General features: G+C 65.6%; 13 protein-coding genes, 1 tRNA gene and 1 pseudogene. 5 read left to right on the forward strand and 10 right to left on the reverse strand.

Annotated elements, in window-relative coordinates; genetic code table 11:
• A pseudogene (locus ACEN88_RS09190) lies at positions 1-250 on the forward strand (response regulator transcription factor); the annotation flags it as partial.
• A 57-nt stretch (positions 251-307) separates the two neighbouring features.
• Here ACEN88_RS09190 and ACEN88_RS09195 read toward each other — a convergent pair.
• The 6 genes from ACEN88_RS09195 to ACEN88_RS09220 form a co-directional block, all read right to left on the reverse strand.
• Positions 308-895: a 50S ribosomal protein L25/general stress protein Ctc gene (locus ACEN88_RS09195; RefSeq protein WP_413338968.1), complete on the reverse strand. Its 588-nt coding sequence runs from the start codon at positions 893-895 to the stop codon at positions 308-310.
• A 191-nt stretch (positions 896-1,086) separates the two neighbouring features.
• Entirely contained in the window at positions 1,087-2,037 is a 951-nt protein-coding gene (locus ACEN88_RS09200) for a ribose-phosphate pyrophosphokinase (RefSeq protein WP_056126570.1), read from the reverse strand.
• A 161-nt stretch (positions 2,038-2,198) separates the two neighbouring features.
• Positions 2,199-2,275, reverse strand: a tRNA-Gln gene (locus ACEN88_RS09205).
• Positions 2,276-2,348: 73 nt separating this feature from the next.
• Positions 2,349-3,248 carry a 4-(cytidine 5'-diphospho)-2-C-methyl-D-erythritol kinase gene (gene ispE, locus ACEN88_RS09210; RefSeq protein ID WP_413338969.1) on the reverse strand — a complete coding sequence of 300 codons (900 nt, stop codon included), beginning with the start codon at positions 3,246-3,248 and terminating at the stop codon, positions 2,349-2,351.
• Position 3,249: 1 nt separating this feature from the next.
• A complete protein-coding gene (locus ACEN88_RS09215) occupies positions 3,250-3,858 on the reverse strand; it encodes an outer membrane lipoprotein LolB (protein ID WP_413338970.1) in 609 nt (202 codons plus the stop codon).
• A 64-nt stretch (positions 3,859-3,922) separates the two neighbouring features.
• The gene (locus ACEN88_RS09220; RefSeq protein WP_413338972.1) at positions 3,923-5,710 is read right to left on the reverse strand and encodes a tetratricopeptide repeat protein; all 1,788 of its coding nucleotides are present in this window, start codon (positions 5,708-5,710) and stop codon (positions 3,923-3,925) included.
• A gap of 104 nt (positions 5,711-5,814) precedes the next feature.
• On the opposite strand from ACEN88_RS09220, the gene mutM reads away from it, so the two are divergent.
• The 4 genes from mutM (at position 5,815) to ACEN88_RS09240 (ending at position 10,190) form a co-directional block, all read left to right on the forward strand.
• On the forward strand, positions 5,815-6,648 hold the full coding sequence (gene mutM, locus ACEN88_RS09225; RefSeq protein ID WP_413338974.1) for a bifunctional DNA-formamidopyrimidine glycosylase/DNA-(apurinic or apyrimidinic site) lyase: 834 nt from the start codon (positions 5,815-5,817) through the stop codon (positions 6,646-6,648).
• A gap of 37 nt (positions 6,649-6,685) precedes the next feature.
• A complete protein-coding gene (locus tag ACEN88_RS09230; RefSeq protein ID WP_413338975.1) occupies positions 6,686-8,608 on the forward strand; it encodes a dynamin family protein in 1,923 nt (640 codons plus the stop codon).
• Between the two features lie 3 nt (positions 8,609-8,611).
• Positions 8,612-9,721 (forward strand): A/G-specific adenine glycosylase, encoded by a 1,110-nt coding sequence (gene mutY / locus ACEN88_RS09235; RefSeq protein WP_413338977.1) that lies wholly within the window; start codon positions 8,612-8,614, stop codon positions 9,719-9,721.
• A 100-nt stretch (positions 9,722-9,821) separates the two neighbouring features.
• A complete protein-coding gene (locus tag ACEN88_RS09240) occupies positions 9,822-10,190 on the forward strand; it encodes a VOC family protein (RefSeq protein ID WP_413338979.1) in 369 nt (122 codons plus the stop codon).
• Between the two features lie 3 nt (positions 10,191-10,193).
• On the opposite strand, the gene ACEN88_RS09245 is transcribed toward ACEN88_RS09240, so the two are convergent.
• The 4 genes from ACEN88_RS09245 to ACEN88_RS09260 form a co-directional block, all read right to left on the reverse strand.
• Positions 10,194-11,333 (reverse strand): deoxyguanosinetriphosphate triphosphohydrolase, encoded by a 1,140-nt coding sequence (locus ACEN88_RS09245; RefSeq protein ID WP_413338981.1) that lies wholly within the window; start codon positions 11,331-11,333, stop codon positions 10,194-10,196.
• Positions 11,330-12,997, reverse strand: a complete 1,668-nt coding sequence (gene aroKB, locus ACEN88_RS09250) for a bifunctional shikimate kinase/3-dehydroquinate synthase AroKB (RefSeq protein WP_413338983.1) — start codon at positions 12,995-12,997, stop codon at positions 11,330-11,332. Before aroKB ends, ACEN88_RS09245 begins: the two co-directional genes overlap by 4 nt.
• Before the next feature lie 74 nt (positions 12,998-13,071).
• Positions 13,072-15,021 (reverse strand): hypothetical protein, encoded by a 1,950-nt coding sequence (locus ACEN88_RS09255; RefSeq protein WP_413338985.1) that lies wholly within the window; start codon positions 15,019-15,021, stop codon positions 13,072-13,074.
• Positions 15,022-15,046: 25 nt separating this feature from the next.
• A partial coding sequence (locus tag ACEN88_RS09260; protein WP_413338987.1) for a type IV pilus secretin PilQ occupies positions 15,047-16,792 on the reverse strand: 1,746 nt, incomplete at its 5' end.

The raw sequence follows: 16,792 nt of genomic DNA on the forward strand, positions 1-16,792 counted from the left end.
CCCGGCGGCCGGCGTTCCGGCGGCCGGCGGCCCTGCCCCAGCGGCACCGGCCCGCAAGAGCCTGCTGTCCGACCGCGAAATCGAAGTCCTGCGCCGCATCAGCCTGGGCGAAAGCAACAAGGAAGCGGCGCGGGTCATGTAGATCAGCCCGTCAACCGTGCGCACGCACGTGGAAAGCATTTTCCGCAAGCTGGCGTGCTCGACGCGGGCCGCCGCCACGCTCAAGGCGCTGACGCTGGGACTGATCTGACAAACAAAAAACCCGCCGGACTCGCGTCGCGGCGGGTTTTGTGATGCTGAGTAAAAATTACTCGGCAGCGGCTTCGGCCGTAGCGGCACCGCGCGGGATCGACGAGGTGGCGACGGTCTGGTCCTTGCCGTGAGCAACGATGGTCACGCCTTCCGGCAGGGCCAGCTGCGACACGTGGATCGACTGGCCGGCTTCCAGCTTCGACAGGTCGACGGTGATGAATTCCGGCAGTTGGCCCGGCAGGCAGGACACGTCCAGTTCGTTCAGCACGTGCGACACGATGGCGCCGCTCAGCTTGACTGCCGGCGAGATCTCGGCGTTGACGAAGTGCAGGGCGACCTTGGCGTGGATCGGCTGCGAAGCGTCGACGCGCTGGAAGTCAGCGTGCAGGACCAGTTGCTTGTATGCGTGCATCTGGAAGTCACGCAGCAGGACTTTCTGCGTCTTGCCGTCCAGTTCCAGATCCAGGATCGAACCGTGGAAAGCTTCTTTCTTGAGCGCGTGGAACAACGCGTTGCCATCCAGGGCGATCAGTTCCGGGGCAGCGGCGCCACCGTAGATGATGCCCGGGGTCTGGCCGGCGTTGCGCAGGCGGCGGCTCGCTCCGGTCCCCTGCTGAGTACGTGCAAATGCGACTACTTTCATGGTGTTACTCCAAAGTGTGGGCCCGAATGCCGGCGCGTGCCGGCCCGGTTGCCCGGGTTGTGATGTCCCCGCGACCAGGGACATCGGTAAAGAGCGCACTCGCGCACGCTCAAGAAATTCTGTAAACCTTTGATACGTCAACGGCGCGCCGGCTTTTCAGCCAGGCGCGCCGCGCTTGGAACCTGATTCGATCAGTCGACGAACAGCGAGATGACCGAGTCGCCCTTGACGATACGCTTGAACGTTTCGGCCAGCAGCGGTGCGCAGGTCAGCTGGCGGATCTTGCCGCAAGCCTGGGCAGCCGGGCTCAGCGGGATCGTGTCGGTGACGACCAGTTCATCCAGCGGCGAGTTCGCGATACGCTCGATCGCCGGGCCGGACAGGACCGGGTGCGTGCAGTACGCGACGACTTTCTTCGCGCCACGCTCCTTGAGGACTTCGGCGGCCTTGGTCAGCGTGCCTGCGGTGTCGACCATGTCGTCCATGATCACGCAGTTGCGGCCTTCGACTTCACCGATGATGTTCATGACTTCCGACACGTTCGCCTTCGGGCGGCGCTTGTCGATGATCGCCAGGTCGCAGCCGAGGCGCTTGGCCAGCGCACGGGCACGCACCACGCCGCCGACGTCCGGCGACACGACGAGCAGGTCGTCGTAGTTGCGCTTCTGCAGGTCACCCAGCAGCAGTGGCGATGCGTAGATGTTGTCGACCGGGATGTCGAAGAAGCCCTGGATCTGGTCGGCGTGCAGGTCCATGATCAGGACGCGCTCGACGCCGGCTTCCTGCAGCATGTTCGCGACGACTTTCGCCGAGATCGCGACACGCGCGGAACGCGGACGGCGATCCTGGCGGGCATAACCGAAGTACGGAATCGCCGCGGTGATGCGGCCAGCCGATGCGCGCTTGAGAGCGTCGACCATCAGCATGATTTCCATCAGGCTGTCGTTAGTGGGAGCGCAGGTCGATTGCAGAACGAAGACGTCCTTGCCGCGAACGTTCTCGTTGATTTCGACCATGACTTCGCCGTCGGAGAACTTCGAAACTACGGCTTTGCCGAGAGGAATGCCGAGGTTTTTTGCGACCCCTTCTGCTAGCGCCGGATTGGCATTGCCGGTAAAAACCATCAGGTTTTCGTAAGCCATGGGAGTCCCAGAGATGTAAGAGCGTTGAAAGAAACTTGAAAAGTCGCTAATCGTCGGATGATTAACGCTGAACCACAAAAAAAAATGAGCCGCTCATTGGCGGCTCCATTTTTATCTGCCTGCTGGAGCACGTGTCATCATCAGCTCAGGCAAAGAAACTTTGGCAGGGGAACAAGGATTCGAACCTTGGTATGCCGGAATCAAAATCCGGTGCCTTAACCAGCTTGGCGATTCCCCTACACTGAAACTTACAGCTTGCCGCTGCACTCGATTATTATATCGTCGAATGCGTCGACAGGCAAAATTTTATTCTACAACTCGTTGATTTGCAAGAGCGATTTCATCGGATGTCGCTGCAGCGCTTTCGCTTTCCACGCCCTCCACCGAGCCGGCACATGCTTCAGTACCCGTTCAGCTTCCTGCTCTGTGGAAAATGCGCAAAACACGCACGAGCCCGAACCAGTCATCCTGGCCGCTCCGTAACCACCCAACCATTCGATCGCCTCTGCTACCGGCGGGAACAAGCGGGCTGCCACGTCCTGCAAATCATTTTTTCCGAAGCCAATCAAATCATTCGATTCGACATGTCGTCTGGAAAAGTCCGATATTGTGATGGCTTTCGTGTTTCTTGTCAAATCGGGGGCCGTAAAAATTGCAACGGTGGGAACGGACACGCCCGGTTCGATGACCACATACCAGCAATCCGGCCCCGGCACGGCCTGCAATGCCTCCCCCACGCCTTCGGCGAATGCCGTCTCGCCGAACAGGAAAAACGGGATGTCCGCGCCCAGCGGCAGGCCCAGCGCGATCAGCTCGGCATCCGTCAGGCCGGCCTGCCATACATGATTGGCCGCCATCAGCGCCGTGGCCGCGTCGGACGAGCCACCGCCGAGTCCGCCGCCCATCGGCAGGCATTTCTCGACGGCGACGTCGATGCCGGGCGGCAGGTGCCCGTGACGGCGCTGGTATTCCGCCTGCAGCGCGCGCAGTGCGCGGACGATCAGGTCCTGCTCTTCCGGCACGCCGGGCACATCCGTCGTGCGCACGATGCGCTCGTCGCTCCGCACATCGAAGTGCAGCGTGTCGCTGCGGTCGATGAGTTGGAACACGGATTGCAGCAGGTGGTAGCCGTCCGGCCGGCGGCCCACGACGTGCAGGAACAGGTTCAGCTTGGCCGGCGCGGGACAGTTGTGCAGAGACGTCGGCGCCATGTCACGCCACCGGATCGATGACGATGCGGATCGTCAGCGCATCGCCGACGGCCGTCGTGCTGCGCTCGGCATCGATGCGGCGCGGCATCGGGGCGCCGCCCGGGCCGTTCTGCCATTCCACGAAACGCAGGCGCCAGCCGTCGTTCGTGACGACGCTGTCGTGCGCGGGCGACGCCGTGAAGCGCTTGCCGCTCGCGTCGACGGCATAGCCCTGCAGCCAGTCGCGCAGGCCGCTCACGGGCAGGGTCCAGCCGAGGGACTTCGCCGTCAGTGTGTCGATGTCTTTTTCCACGCGCGGCGCGCGGCCGGACTGTTTCAACGTCGCGGTCTCGGGCGTGACCGTGATCTCGGCGACGGTCTGGCCCAGCGGCGAGAACAGGGAGACATCGATGCGGCCGGGGCGCTGCGCCCACGTGAAATTGCCGTTGATCGATTGCGGCTGGCCATCCTTCTGGTAGTTCGCGGCCAGGCGGCCGTTCAGGTCGATGGTGTCGCGGTAGGCGCCCACCTGGGCGGTCGGGTTGGCCAGCGGGACGTTGGCGGTGGTGGCGCAGCCGGCCAGGGCCGCGACGCAGGCGGCGGCGATAACGAATCGGGAAAGTGAATGCATCGGCATGAAGTCAGCAAGTCGAATGAACCGACGGACGCCGCAGCGTCCGTCGATTGTCATTATTTCACAGAGTCTGGTGCAGGCGCGCCAGTGTGCTCTTCAACGCGTCATTCTTCGGATCCTTGGCCTGCGCCTCGCGCCATAGCTTGCGGGCATCGTCCTTCTGGCCCTTCTTCCACAACACTTCGCCCAGGTGGACGGCGATTTCCGGATCATTGCGCACCTCATAGGCCTTGCGCAAGTGGGCCTCGGCCTCGTCCAGCTTGCCAAGGCGATAGTTCACCCAGCCCATGCTGTCGAGGATGAACGGGTCGCCCGGCGCCATTTTCAGGGCCTTGGAGATCAGTTGATAGGCTTCCTTCAGGCGGATGTTGCGGTCGGCCAGCGAATAGCCGAGCGCGTTATAAGCCTGCATATTGTCCGGCGACTTGGCGATCACTTTCCGCAGCGCCTTTTCCATCACGGCCGTCTTGCCCATCTTTTCGGCCATCAGGGCATAGTCGTACAGGAAGTCCGTATTGTCCGGGAAGCGCTTGACGCCCTGCTCCATCAGCTTGAACGCGTCCTTGGCCTGGCCCGCGTCGCGCAGGATTTGCGCTTCGACGAGGACGATCTGCGCCTGCTCCGTCTTGTCGTCCGTCTTCAGGGTGCCCAGCAGCTTGCGCGCGCCGGCGACGTCGCCCTGCTTCGCGGTCAGCTGGGCACGGCGCAGCTCGGCGCCGAACTGGACCTTCGGATCCTCGGTGTCGAGCCGGTCGAGCCAGTCGGCCGCAGCCTTGTAATCGCCCCGTTCCTCGGCGATCTGCGACAGGATCATCACGGCCTTCGACGGGTCGCGCTCGTCTTCCGGCGCCTTGTCCATCAGGTCCACGAAGCGGCTGAAATATTTTTCCGCGGCCGTGCGGTCGTTCATCTGCATCGACAGGATGCCGAGCGCGTACAGGGTGCCCGGATTGTCGGGCTGGGCTTTATCCAGCGTGAGGAATTCCTGGCGCGCGGCCTCGTACTGCTTTTCGTTGACGAGCAGGCGCGCATACGCGGAACGCACTTCGCGCGCCTCCGGGTGGGCGGCGAGGAAATCCTTCAGCACCTTGATGGCGCCGCCTTCGTCCTCGCTCACCTGGGCCGCGGTCAGCGCGGCGATCTCGGAATCGGGCTTCAGTTGCAGGGCCGTTTGCGCCTCGCGCCTGGCGGCCGCCTTGTCGTTGCGCGCCAGCGCGGCCTGGGCCAGCACGACGTGCGTTTCCATCAGGTTGCCGTACGGCGCGACGAGGCGCTCGAGCATGGCGCTGGCCGCTTCCTTGTCCTTGGCACGCAGCAGCAATTGCTGCATCTGGAACATGAGGAGGCCGCGCGCGGCCGGGGTCGCGTCCGCCAGACGCTGTTTCAAAATATTTTCGGCCTCGCCGAGGTTGTCGGAGAGGATGACCAACCCCAGATAGTACTGGCTGGCCTCTTCGGAGTCCGGTGCGTACTGGCGCCACAGTTTCACGGCGGCGAGCGCGTCGTCGGCCTGCTTGGCGGACAGCGCCATCTCGGCGGCGCGCTTGGCCAGGCGCGGGTCCTTCGTCTGCTGGGCCAGGCTCATCATCGTCAGGTACGGCCCCTGCCAGTCCCCGTTCTTGTAGGCCATCTCGGCCTGCATGAGCTGACTCATCATGGCCGGGGTCATCTCGACGTTGGGAAGTTTTTCGGCCTGTTCGCCTTCCTTGGCCTGGTCGGGATGGTCCCGGGCTTCGGCGGCGGCGAGCGGCTGGTCGGACAGGTCCTGGGCCGGTTGCTGCTGCTTGGGAGCCACAGCGCAGGCCGACAGCAGTGCGGAGAGGGTTACAATGGCGAAAGCGTTTTTCAAGGCAAGTCCCACGTCATCGAGATTGTCCGATTCTACGCCATGCACCCGCCCCGCGTGCGCCGCTGCAACACGAATTTACATTCCTCTCACGTTGTCAATCATTCATGCCTGAATTACCAGAAGTCGAAGTGACGAGGAGAGGTGTCGCGCCTCACCTGGAAGACCGCATCGTCGAAGACGTCCTGTTGCGCCGCGAAGGCCTGCGCTGGCCCTTTCCCCCGAATCTGCGCGAGCTGCTCGCGGGTCGCCGCATCCTCGGCACGGGCCGGCGCGGCAAATACCTGCTGCTGACATTCGAACATGGCACCTTGATCGTCCACCTGGGCATGTCCGGTCATTTGCGCGTGCTGCCGGAAGGGGTCGAATTGAAAAAGCACGACCACTTCGACCTCGTCGTGCGCGGCCCGGAAGGCCGGCGGGTGCTGCGCCTGCACGATCCGCGCCGCTTCGGTGCCGTCCTCTGGCACGGCCACGACGACGGCGAGCTGGAACAGCACGTGCTGCTGCGCGGCCTGGGCGTGGAACCGCTCGAAGACAAGTTCTCCGGTGCCCTGCTCCACCAGGCGACGAGAAACCGCAGCGCCCCGATCAAGCAGGTGCTGCTCGCGGGCGACATCGTCGTCGGGGTCGGCAATATCTATGCGTGCGAGAGCCTGTTCCGCGCCGGCATCAACCCGAAGACGGCCGCCGGCAAGATCAGCCGCGCCCGCTACGACAAGCTCGCCGAAGCGATCCGCGACATCCTCGCCGCCGCCATCGTGCAAGGTGGCAGCACGCTGCGTGACTTTATTGCCGTAAATGGTCAATCGGGCTATTTCCAGCAGACATATTTCGTCTATGATCGTGCAGGAGTTCCTTGCCGCAACTGTGGCACGCCGGTCCGCCAGATCAAGCAGGGCCAGCGGTCCACGTTCTACTGCGCGGTCTGCCAGCGGTAAGGTCATCGACGAGGCACGGGACACGCGGGACACCTATATGCAGGATTTGCAACAGTACGCGCACTGGCGCACGCAGGTCGCCCAGGCGCTGGAAGCGTATCGCGGCTGGGCCCAGGGGGCCGAGCTGCTGGACGGGGCGGCGGAACAGCGCGTCGCGCGTGCGCTCGCACGGCTGCGCGACGACCGCCTGTCGGTCGCGTTCGTGGCCGAATTCTCGCGCGGTAAATCCGAACTGATCAACGCCATCTTCTTTGCGGACTACGGCCAGCGCATCGTGCCGTCGAGCCCCGGCCGCACGACGATGTGCCCGACCGAATTCGCCTGGGAGCCGGCGCTCGTCCCCTGCATCCGCCTGCTCCCGATCGAGACGCGCGCCGAACGCCTCGCGACGGGCGACTATCGCGACGTCCCGGATGCGTGGACCGTGCTGCCGCTGGACCTGTCCGCGCCGGAGCGCATGCACGAGACCTTCCTGCAGGTGAGCCTCACGCGCCGTGTCGCGCCGGACGAAGCGCAGCGCTACGGCCTGTACGATCCCGACGATCCCGACCTCGCGGCGACGCTCGGCGCGGACGGCCTCGTGGAGATCCCGCGCTGGCGCCATGCGCTGATCAATGTGCCGCATCCGCTGCTCCAGCAGGGCCTCGTGATCCTCGACACGCCGGGCCTGAATGCGATCGGCACGGAGCCGGAGCTGACGCTGAACCTGATCCCGAACGCGCACGCCGTGCTGTTCATCCTGGCCGCCGAGACGGGCGTCACGAAGAGCGACATCGACGTCTGGCGCACCCATATCAACGCCGGGCCGGGACGCATCGTCGTGCTGAACAAGATCGACGCATTGTGGGACGAGTTGCGCAGGCCGCACGACAACGACGCCGCCATCGCGCGCCAGCAGCACGACGCCGCGCGCCTGCTGGGCGTGGCGGATGCGCAGGTGTTCCCGGTTTCCGCGCAAAAGGCCCTCGTCGGCAAGATCACGGGCGATTACGCCCTGTTCGAAAAGAGCCGCATGGGCGCGCTGGAATCGGCGCTGTTCCATGAACTGATCCCGGCGCGCCAGGACATCCTGCGCCGCCAGCTGCAGGAGGATCTCGCGACGTTGACGGGCGCCCAGTCCGCGCTGCTGGCCGCGCGCGGGCGCGACCTCGTCGAGCAGCTGCAGGAACTGCAAAGCCTGCGCGGCAAGAACCAGGGCGTGATCGCGCACATGGTGCGCCGCGTCGAGATGGAAAAGAAGGAATTCGACGCCAGCCTGTTCAAGCTGCAGGGCACGCGCGCCGTGTTCACGACCTTGTCGACGGAGCTCTACTCCATCATCGGCATGGACGTCGTGCAGGACCATGTCGACGCCGTGCGCGCCGCGATGGAAGCCGCGCGCTTTTCGACGGGCATGCGCGCGCCGGTGCGGACCTTCTTCGACCAGGCGCGCGCATGCCTGGCTGCGGCGGAAGCAAAAATCGCCGAGATCGCGGCGATGATGGAGACGATGGTGCGGCGCTTCTCCACCGAGCACGGACTCGCGCTGGCGCTGCCGGCCGCGCTGTCGCTGGAACGCTACCGCCGCGAGATCGACGCCATCGAAGCGATCTACGTGAAGCAGTTCGGCACGGCGACCCTGCTCATCACGAGCCGCGGCACCCTCCTCGAACGCTTCTTCGACACGATCGCGTCGCGCATCAAATTCGCGTTCCGCGAAGCGAACGGCGATGCCGAGGCGTGGCTGAAGGTGGTCATGGCGCCGCTCGAAGCGCAGATCCGCCAGCACCGCGACCAGCTGCGGCACCGCCAGGCATCGATCCAGCGCATCCTGGAAGCCACCGACAGCCTGGAACAGAAAATCGCCGCCTTCGAGGCGGCCCAACACGACCTGGAGCAGGTCAAGGCGCGGCTGGTGAATTTATCCGGCGGCGTCGCTGACGCCTTGCGCGCCGACCTGCCCGAATTGCGAGCAGCTTGATAGATGAAACGCAGCACCGACACCGAAATCCTGTCCGACCCCAGCTTCTCGCGCGCCGTCATCGACTGGCAGCGTGCCCACGGCCGCCACGCCCTGCCCTGGCAGAACACGCGCGACGCCTACCGCATCTGGCTCTCCGAGATCATGCTGCAGCAGACGCAGGTGACGGCGGTGCTGGCCTATTACGCGCGCTTCCTCGAGCGCTTCCCGACCGTGCACGACCTCGCCGCCGCGCCGGCGGAAGACGTGATGGCGCACTGGAGCGGCCTCGGTTACTACACGCGGGCGCGCAACCTGCACGCGTGCGCCAGGCGCGTCGTTGCCGACTACGGCGGCGTGTTCCCGAGCGACCCGGCGCTGCTGGCCGACCTGCCCGGCATCGGCCGCTCGACGGCTGCCGCCATCGCCGCGTTTTCCGCCGGCGCGCGCGCCGCGATTTTGGATGGCAACGTCAAGCGCGTGTTCGCGCGCGTGTTCGGCATCGACGAATACCCGGGCATCAAGCCGGTGGAAGACGCGCTGTGGCGCCGCGCCGACGCGCTGCTGCCGGAAGGCGACGGCATCGAGGCGTACACGCAGGGCCTGATGGACCTGGGCGCGACGCTGTGCACGCGCGGCAAACCGGACTGCGACCGCTGCCCGCTGCGCGACCGCTGCGTGGCATTCGCGACCGACCGCACCTCGGTGCTGCCCGTGCCGAAGCCGAAGAAGGCGACGCCGGAGCGGCGCGCGCTAATGCTGGCCGTCGTCGACAACGGCCAGGTGCTCCTGCAGCAGCGGCCGGATTCCGGCATCTGGGGCGGCCTGCTGTCTCTGCCGGAATACGATGGCCACGTGGCGCTGGACGAGGCGGACGACGTATCGCCGACGACGCTGGCCGGCGCCGCCGGCGAGTTCGGCACGGTGGCCGAGGTGGAACCGCTGCTGCCGCTGGTACACGGCTTCACGCACTACCGCCTGCACATCCAGCCCTACCGGATCGGCCTTCAGACGCGCGGCGAGACGCCGCCGGGCCACGTGTGGTGGAACCTGGCGACCATCACGGACGCACCGCTGCCGGCGCCGATCAAGAAGCTGCTGGGCCAACTGGCGGCCCCATCGCTGTTCTCCTAACCAAATTCGGGGTCAAATTCGGGGGCATTGGTCTCCTGACAGGAATTGACAGTGGTCCGGCCTAGACTGGCCGCACTGTCAACCAACGAAGGAGAACACCATGCTGACCCCGACCTATACCATCCTCTACGTCGCCGATCCGCACGCCAGCGCACGCCTGTATGGCAAGCTGCTGGACGCGCAGCACGTCGAGAGCTCGCCCACGTTCGTGCTGTTCCCGCTGGAGAATGGCCGCATGCTGGGCCTGTGGGCGAAGTCCGATGCGGTGCCGGCCGCCGACTTCCACGGCTGCGGCAGCGAGCTCGCGTTCCGCGTGCCCGACGACGCGCAAGTCGATGCGCTGCACGGCAAGTGGCGCGAGGCCGGCCTGCGTATCCTGCAGGCCCCGGCCAAGGTGGATTTCGGCTACACGTTCAGCGCGGCCGATCCGGATGGACACCGGCTGCGCGTGTTCGCGCGCGGCGAGTGAGCGTCAGAACGTATCGAGCGAATAAATGCGCCGGTGTTCCTTGATCGCATACCGATCCGTCATCCCGGCGATGTAATCCGCGATCTTGCGCGCCTGCTTCACCGTGTCCCCAAGCGCCACCTGGTAGTCCGGCGGCAGCAGCACGGGATCGGTCATGAAGGCGTCGAACAGCTCGTGCACGATGCGGCTCGCCTTCACGCGCATGCGGTTCACCTGGTAGTGGCGGTACAGGTTCGCGTGCAGGAAGCGCTTCAGTGCCGTCGTCTCCTCGCGCATCTTCCGGGAGAAGCGGATCAAAGGCGGACCGGCACGCACGTCCTCGATGCTCTGCGGCGAAGCGTCCGCCAGCAGCTCGGCCGACGTCGCGGCCAGGTCGGCCGTCATCGCCGTGATCATCAAACGGATCGTCTCGTACAGCTCGCGCCGGCCCTGCAGGCCCGGGTACTGCCGCACGACCTCGCGGTGCAGGCGCGCGAACAAATCCACCTCTTCCATCTGCTTCATCGTCAGCAGGCCCGAACGCAGGCCGTCGTCGATGTCGTGGTTGTTGTACGCGATTTCGTCGGCCAGGTTCGTCAGCTGCGCTTCCAGGCTCGGTTGCGTCCTGTCGATGAAGCGCTGGCCGAGGTCTCCCAGCTGGCGCGCGTTCGTCAGCGAGCAGTGCTTCAGGATGCCTTCGCGCGTCTCGAACGTGAGGTTCAGGCCGTCGAAGGCGCCGTAGTGTTCCTCGAGATGGTCGACGACGCGCAGGCTTTGCAGGTTGTGCTCGAAGCCGCCGTAGTCCTTCATGCAGTCGTTCAGCACGTCCTGGCCGACGTGGCCGAAGGGCGTGTGCCCGAGGTCGTGCGCGAGCGCGGTCGCTTCGACGAGGTCTTCGTTCAGGCGCAGGCTACGCGCCAGCGTGCGCCCGATCTGCGCGACTTCGATCGAGTGCGTGAGGCGGGTGCGGAATAAATCTCCCTCGTGATTCAGGAAGACCTGGGTTTTATACTCGAGCCGGCGGAACGCGGTCGAGTGGATGATGCGGTCGCGGTCGCGCTGGAATTCGCTGCGCGAGCCAGGCGACGGTTCCGGATGACGACGCCCACGGCTCTTCGACGACTGCGCCGCGTAGGGAGCCAGGTGGGCGTCGAAGTCAATCATGACGATGGTGTTCCAACCAAGGCCTTCAGCGTGGCGTCGAGCAGTTCGCGCGGCGCATTCGTGATGCTCGGGCTGCCCAGCGGTTTCAGCAGGATGAACTTGATGGCGCCGCCCTCGTTCTTCTTGTCGACTTCCATCAGCTCGATCCAGCGCTCGATGCCCAGGTCCGGCGCGACGACCGGCAGCCCGGCCGCCTTCACGAGCGCGCGCACGCGCTCGAGCGCGGCGTCGTCGATGAGGTTCAAACGGCGCGACAGGTCGGCCGCCATCACCATGCCGCAGCCGACGGCCTCGCCGTGCAGCCACGCGCCATAGCCCAGGCCCGCCTCGATGGCGTGGCCGAACGTGTGGCCGAAGTTCAGCACCGCGCGCAGGCCGCCTTCGCGCTCGTCGCGGGCGACGACGTCGGCCTTGATCTCGCACGAGCGCGCGATCGCGTGCGCGAGCGCCGCGTGGTCGCGCGCCACCAGTTTCTCGATGTTCGCCTCGATCCAGTCGAAGAACGGGGCGTCGAGGATGGCGCCGTGCTTGATGACTTCCGCCAGGCCGGCCGACAGCTCGCGGTCCGGCAGGGTGTCGAGCGTGGCGGTGTCGGCGATCACGGCGCGCGGTTGATAGAACGCGCCGATCATGTTCTTGCCCAGCGGGTGGTTGATGCCCGTCTTGCCGCCGACCGAGGAATCGACCTGCGCGAGCAAGGTGGTCGGGATCTGCACGAACGGCACGCCGCGCATGTAGGTCGCGGCCGCGAAACCGGTCATGTCGCCGATCACGCCGCCGCCCAGCGCCACGAGGGTCGTCTTGCGGTCGCACTTGTTGGCCAGCAGCGCGTCGAACACCTCGTTCAGGCTCTCCCAGTTCTTGAACTCTTCGCCGTCGCGCAGGATGATGGGCACGACCTCGCGGCCGGCCGCCCGGAGCGGGCCCGCGACCTTGTCCAGGTACAGCGGGGCGACGGTGGTGTTGGTGACGATGGCCACCTTGCCGCTGCCGCCGATGTGACGGTTGAGTAAAGAAGAATCGTCCAGCAGGCCGCGTCCGATCGCGATCGGATAGCTGCGGTCGCCCAGCTCGACGTTAAGAGAGATGCATGCCTGTTCGTTCATTGTCGTCTTTGCGTTGGCCTGCTCGCGCGCGGCGTTGTCCGCGTCGAGCTGGTCCAGGATTGTCTGAACCATCGATTGTACGTTAGGTCGGCCCGTGTCGATGACCATGTCGGCGATCTCGCGGTACAGCGGCTCGCGCTGCGCGGTCAGGTCTTCCAGCTTCCTGCGCGGGTCGGCCGTCTGCAGCAGCGGGCGGTTCTTGTCGTGCGCCGTGCGCGCGAGGATGCTGGAGACGCTCGCGCGCAGGTAGATCACGGTGCCCCGCTCCGCCAGCAGCGCGCGGCTGGCCGGGTTCAGCACGGCGCCGCCGCCGGTCGCCAGCACGATGCCGTTCTGCGCGGTGAGTTCGCGGATCACGTCGGCTTCGCGGCGGCGGAAGCTGGCCTCGCCCTCGATCTCGAAGATCCACGGAATCGTGGCGCCCGTACGCGCCTCGATCTCGTGGTCGGAATCGATGAAGGTCATGTCCAGGCGCCGCGCCAGCAGGCGGCCGATGGTGGTCTTGCCGGCCCCCATCAGGCCGACGAGGAAGATGTTGTTGTTCTTACAGTCAGACACGTGTACGCGTTCAAATAAAAACGGCCAGGTAACCCCTGGCCGCTTTGTTGCAATTGGGCATCCCTTAAGAAAACTTATGGGCAGGTGAACGACAGTTTAAACGGAATACTGGTTACGGAGCCAGCGGGCGTCGTGACCGTGACGTTGAACTTGGCCGTGGACGGTCCCGTGCAATTGGTCGGGCTCGTGCTGCCGACGCTGAACAAATGCGTATAGCCCTGCGGGATGCTGCCCACCGTCAGGCCGGTCGGATCGTCGACGGCGCTGTTCGTGTGCGGCGCGACGTTCGGCACCGTGGCGGGCACCACCGGCGCGGCGTTGCCGCCGAGCATACCCGTGATCGCGACCGTGGAATTGGCCGGCATCGGGTTGTTGTTCACGTCGTTGAACTGCAGCCGGAAGCTCTTGGTCGCACTGGACGGCAGGGTGCCCAGGTCGATCTCGCCGCTCGCCAGCGGCGTGGGGCTGGCGTCCATGTAGACGTATTTGACGGCGCTGCCGCTCATGAAGATCGCGGTCCGGGTGTAGACGGTATTCGTGCCGTCCGTCGAGCTGGCGCAGATCGTGGCCAGGCCGGGGCGGGTCGCGTCCGGGGTGGCGGCGTTGCACGGCGTGGCCGGCGTGCCCGGGATCGCGACGCGCGGCGCCTGGGTGCGGAACGCGACCGAGCATACGCCGTTGACGGTGTTGCAGCCGCCTTTGTCGGACGAGCCGATGGCCCCCATGTTCGTCTGGAACACGACCGGCGTGCCGTCCGGGACCGGGTTGCCGAAGGCGTCGGCCACCATCACCTGCACGGTCGTGGCGGACGGGTTGTCCACGCTCCAGCCCTCGACGTTGAACGAGCCCGAGCTCAGCGAGAACCCGCGCTGCGCCGGCAGGCCGGTCGTCACGACGATCGAGTCGGACAGGGTCGAAATGTCCGGACCGCCGTTGGTGCCGGTGCCCTTCAGCGTGGCCTGCACGCGGAACGACGTCGGGGTCGCGCCCGAGTTGACCGTCGTGACCACGCTGCCGGTGGCATCGGTCGTGTCGCTGGCCTTGTTGATGACGACGTCGGCGCCCGCGGGCACCGGCGTGAAGTCCACGCGCTGGCCGGCCAGCGGATTGCCGAAGATGTCGACGACCTTGTACGTCAGGATCGCGGTTTCGGTGCGGCCGTTGCCGCCGTTGCCGCGCACGACGATCGATTGCGTGGTCGGCGTGGCGCCCACGAACTGCACCGACGCGGCGGCCGGCGGCGCGATCGCCAGCGTGGCCGACGCCGACTTGGCGATGCCGGCGGCCGTCACGGTGATGATGTCGTTGTTGGCGCAGCCCTTGTCGCGGTAGACCGTCTGCACGGTGCCGTTATTGGTCGGCACGGTCGCGGCCAGCGTTGCCTTGCCGGCCGTGACGCACGCGGAGCTGAAACTGACGTTGACCTGCTGGTCCGTGTACTTGCTGGAACCATTCAGCACGTCGACCGACAGCACGGTCGAACCGTAGGCCTGGATGCTGGCCGGGCTGGCGGACAGGGTGCCGAACGTCAACGCCGTGGCACCGACCGTGTAAGCTGTTTTGCCGGTCACTGTAGCCCCATCCACCTCCGTAGCGACACTCACGTAACCAGCGCCCTCGGCGGACAAACTGGCCGCGTACATGCTGATTGTAGCCACGCCGTTGACGTCGGTGCGAACGGTACCGCTCGTCGGTTTGAAGGTGGCCAAGGTGCCGTCGGTGACGAAGGTCACGACCTTGTCAGCGATCGGCTTTCCATTCTTATCCAGGACGGTTGCTGTGGCGGTCAACGGCGTGCCGGCAGTAAGCATGCCACCGCCACTGAATGCCACCGCAATCGTTGGCTCCGCCGTCACCGTGGATCCGGTACCGGTCCCCGTGCTGCCGGAACCGGAGCCGGTCCCGCCGCTCACGGCGCCCGGATTGCCGCCGCCGCCGCCGCATGCGGTCAGCACCATGGCCATCAGCAGGCCGGCCACGCGCACGCCGTGGCGCGCCGTGGAGTCGTTCTTGAAGTCGTTCATGTGTGGGTTCTTGTTGATGATTCCGTCAATGACCGTTCTGCAGGCGCTCGGCCACGATCTTCGGCGTGATGAAGACGAGCAGCTCGGTCTTGGTGTTCTGGCGCGACGTCGACTTGAACAGATTGCCCACGACCGGGATGTCGCCGAACAGCGGCACCTTGTTGTCGTTGCGGGTCTCGGTCATCTGGTAGATGCCGCCCAGGACCACCGTGCCGCCGTTCTCGACCATCACCTTGGTCTTCACGTGCTGCGTGTTGATGGCGAAGCCCGACGCGGTCGCCTCGCCCTTCGAATCCTTGGCCACGTCCACGTCCAGCACGACGTTGCCGTCCGGGGTGATCTGCGGCGTGACTTCCAGCTTCAGGTTCGCTTTCTTGAACGTGACCGACGTGGCGCCGCTGCTCGTGGCCTGCTGGTACGGCAGCTCGACGCCCTGCTCGATGATGGCCGGGACGTTGTCCTCGGTGACCACGCGCGGGCTGGAGATGATCTTGCCCTTGCCGTCCGCTTCCAGCGCGGACAGTTCCAGGTTGAGGAAGCGGTTCGCCGCCGACGAGAACAGGGAGAATGCGATCGACGGCGCATTCGTGCCGTTGATGCCGGCCGCCGGCAGGTTCACGAGCGTGGAGTTGGTGTAGCCGTCGCCCTTGTCCGGCGTCTGGCCCGTGACCTGGCCCACGCCCGTCAGGTTGCCGCCGATGGCCACGCGCTGGTTGCCGCTAACCTGGTAGCCCGTGTCGCCGCCGCGCAAGGTGCGCAGGTCGGCAAAACCGAGCTTGGCGCCGAGGTTGCGCGAGAAACCGTCGTTCGCTTCCACGAGGCGCGCCTCGACGAGCACCTGCCTGGTGGCGATGTCGGTCTTCTGGATCAGTTTGCGGATGTCTTCGATCTTCGATGCGATGTCCGTGACGAACAGCTGGTTCGTGCGCGGGTCGATGATGGCGCTGCCGCGCTTGGACAGCACGCGGTTCTTGCCGCCGCCGTCGCCGCTGGCGCCGCCGTTCTGGTCGAGGCCGAACACGGTGCGGAACGACTCGGCCTTCTGGTAGTTCAGCTGGAAGATCTCGGAGCGCAGCGGTTCCAGGTCGGAGATCTGGGCCTTCTGCTCGAGCTCCAGTTTTTCCTTGGTCAGCAGTTCTTCCTTCGGCGCGATCCACAGCACGTTGCCGTTCTTGCGCATGTCGAGGCCCTTGGCCTGCAGGATCACGTCAAGGCCTTGGTCCCACGGCACGTCCTTCAGGTGCAGCGTGAGGTTGCCGGTGACGGAATCGCTCGTGATGATGTTCAGGCCGGACAGGTCGGCGATCGCCTGCAGCGCCTGGCGCACTTCGATGTTCTGGAAGTTGAACGAGACCTTCTCGCCGCGGTAGCCCACGCCGCCTGCGCCGCCGGCCGGCCGGTTCGGATCTTCCTTGACGGGCTTGACGTCGATGACGAGCTGCGTGTCGCTCTGGTAGACGCTCTGCTCCCAGTTGCCGTGCGCTTCGACGACCATGTGCGTGTTCTCGCCCTTGGTCGTCGTCGTGATGCGCGTCACGGGCGTGCCGAAGTCGGTCACGTCCAGGCGCCGGCGCAAGGTCGGCGGCACGCCGGTTTTCATGAAATCGACGAGGATCTGCGAACCGACCTGGCGCACGTCGACGGCGACCTGGCCGTTCGGCAGGTCGACGACGATGCGGCCTTCGCCATGGGTGCCGCGGCGGAAATCGAGGTCGCGCAGCAGCGGCAGGCTGGCCGGGGCTGCGCCAGTCTCGTATAACCAAAACCCCCC

This window comes from Massilia sp. CT11-108 (genome assembly GCF_047302915.1).
Classification (GTDB): Bacteria; Pseudomonadota; Gammaproteobacteria; order Burkholderiales; family Burkholderiaceae_D; genus Telluria; species Telluria orientalis.

What these genes read in the sequence shown, in the direction of transcription:
- ACEN88_RS09245 (WP_413338981.1), bottom strand. Translation starts at nt 11,333, where the DNA reads ATGATTGACTTCGACGCCCACCTGGCTCCCTACGCGGCGCAGTCGTCG.
- ACEN88_RS09195 (WP_413338968.1), bottom strand. Translation starts at nt 895, where the DNA reads ATGAAAGTAGTCGCATTTGCACGTACTCAGCAGGGGACCGGAGCGAGC.
- mutM (WP_413338974.1), top strand. Translation starts at nt 5,815, where the DNA reads ATGCCTGAATTACCAGAAGTCGAAGTGACGAGGAGAGGTGTCGCGCCT.
- ACEN88_RS09200 (WP_056126570.1), bottom strand. Translation starts at nt 2,037, where the DNA reads ATGGCTTACGAAAACCTGATGGTTTTTACCGGCAATGCCAATCCGGCG.
- ACEN88_RS09230 (WP_413338975.1), top strand. Translation starts at nt 6,686, where the DNA reads ATGCAGGATTTGCAACAGTACGCGCACTGGCGCACGCAGGTCGCCCAG.
- ispE (WP_413338969.1), bottom strand. Translation starts at nt 3,248, where the DNA reads ATGGCGCCGACGTCTCTGCACAACTGTCCCGCGCCGGCCAAGCTGAAC.
- mutY (WP_413338977.1), top strand. Translation starts at nt 8,612, where the DNA reads ATGAAACGCAGCACCGACACCGAAATCCTGTCCGACCCCAGCTTCTCG.
- ACEN88_RS09255 (WP_413338985.1), bottom strand. Translation starts at nt 15,021, where the DNA reads ATGAACGACTTCAAGAACGACTCCACGGCGCGCCACGGCGTGCGCGTG.
- ACEN88_RS09215 (WP_413338970.1), bottom strand. Translation starts at nt 3,858, where the DNA reads ATGCATTCACTTTCCCGATTCGTTATCGCCGCCGCCTGCGTCGCGGCC.
- ACEN88_RS09240 (WP_413338979.1), top strand. Translation starts at nt 9,822, where the DNA reads ATGCTGACCCCGACCTATACCATCCTCTACGTCGCCGATCCGCACGCC.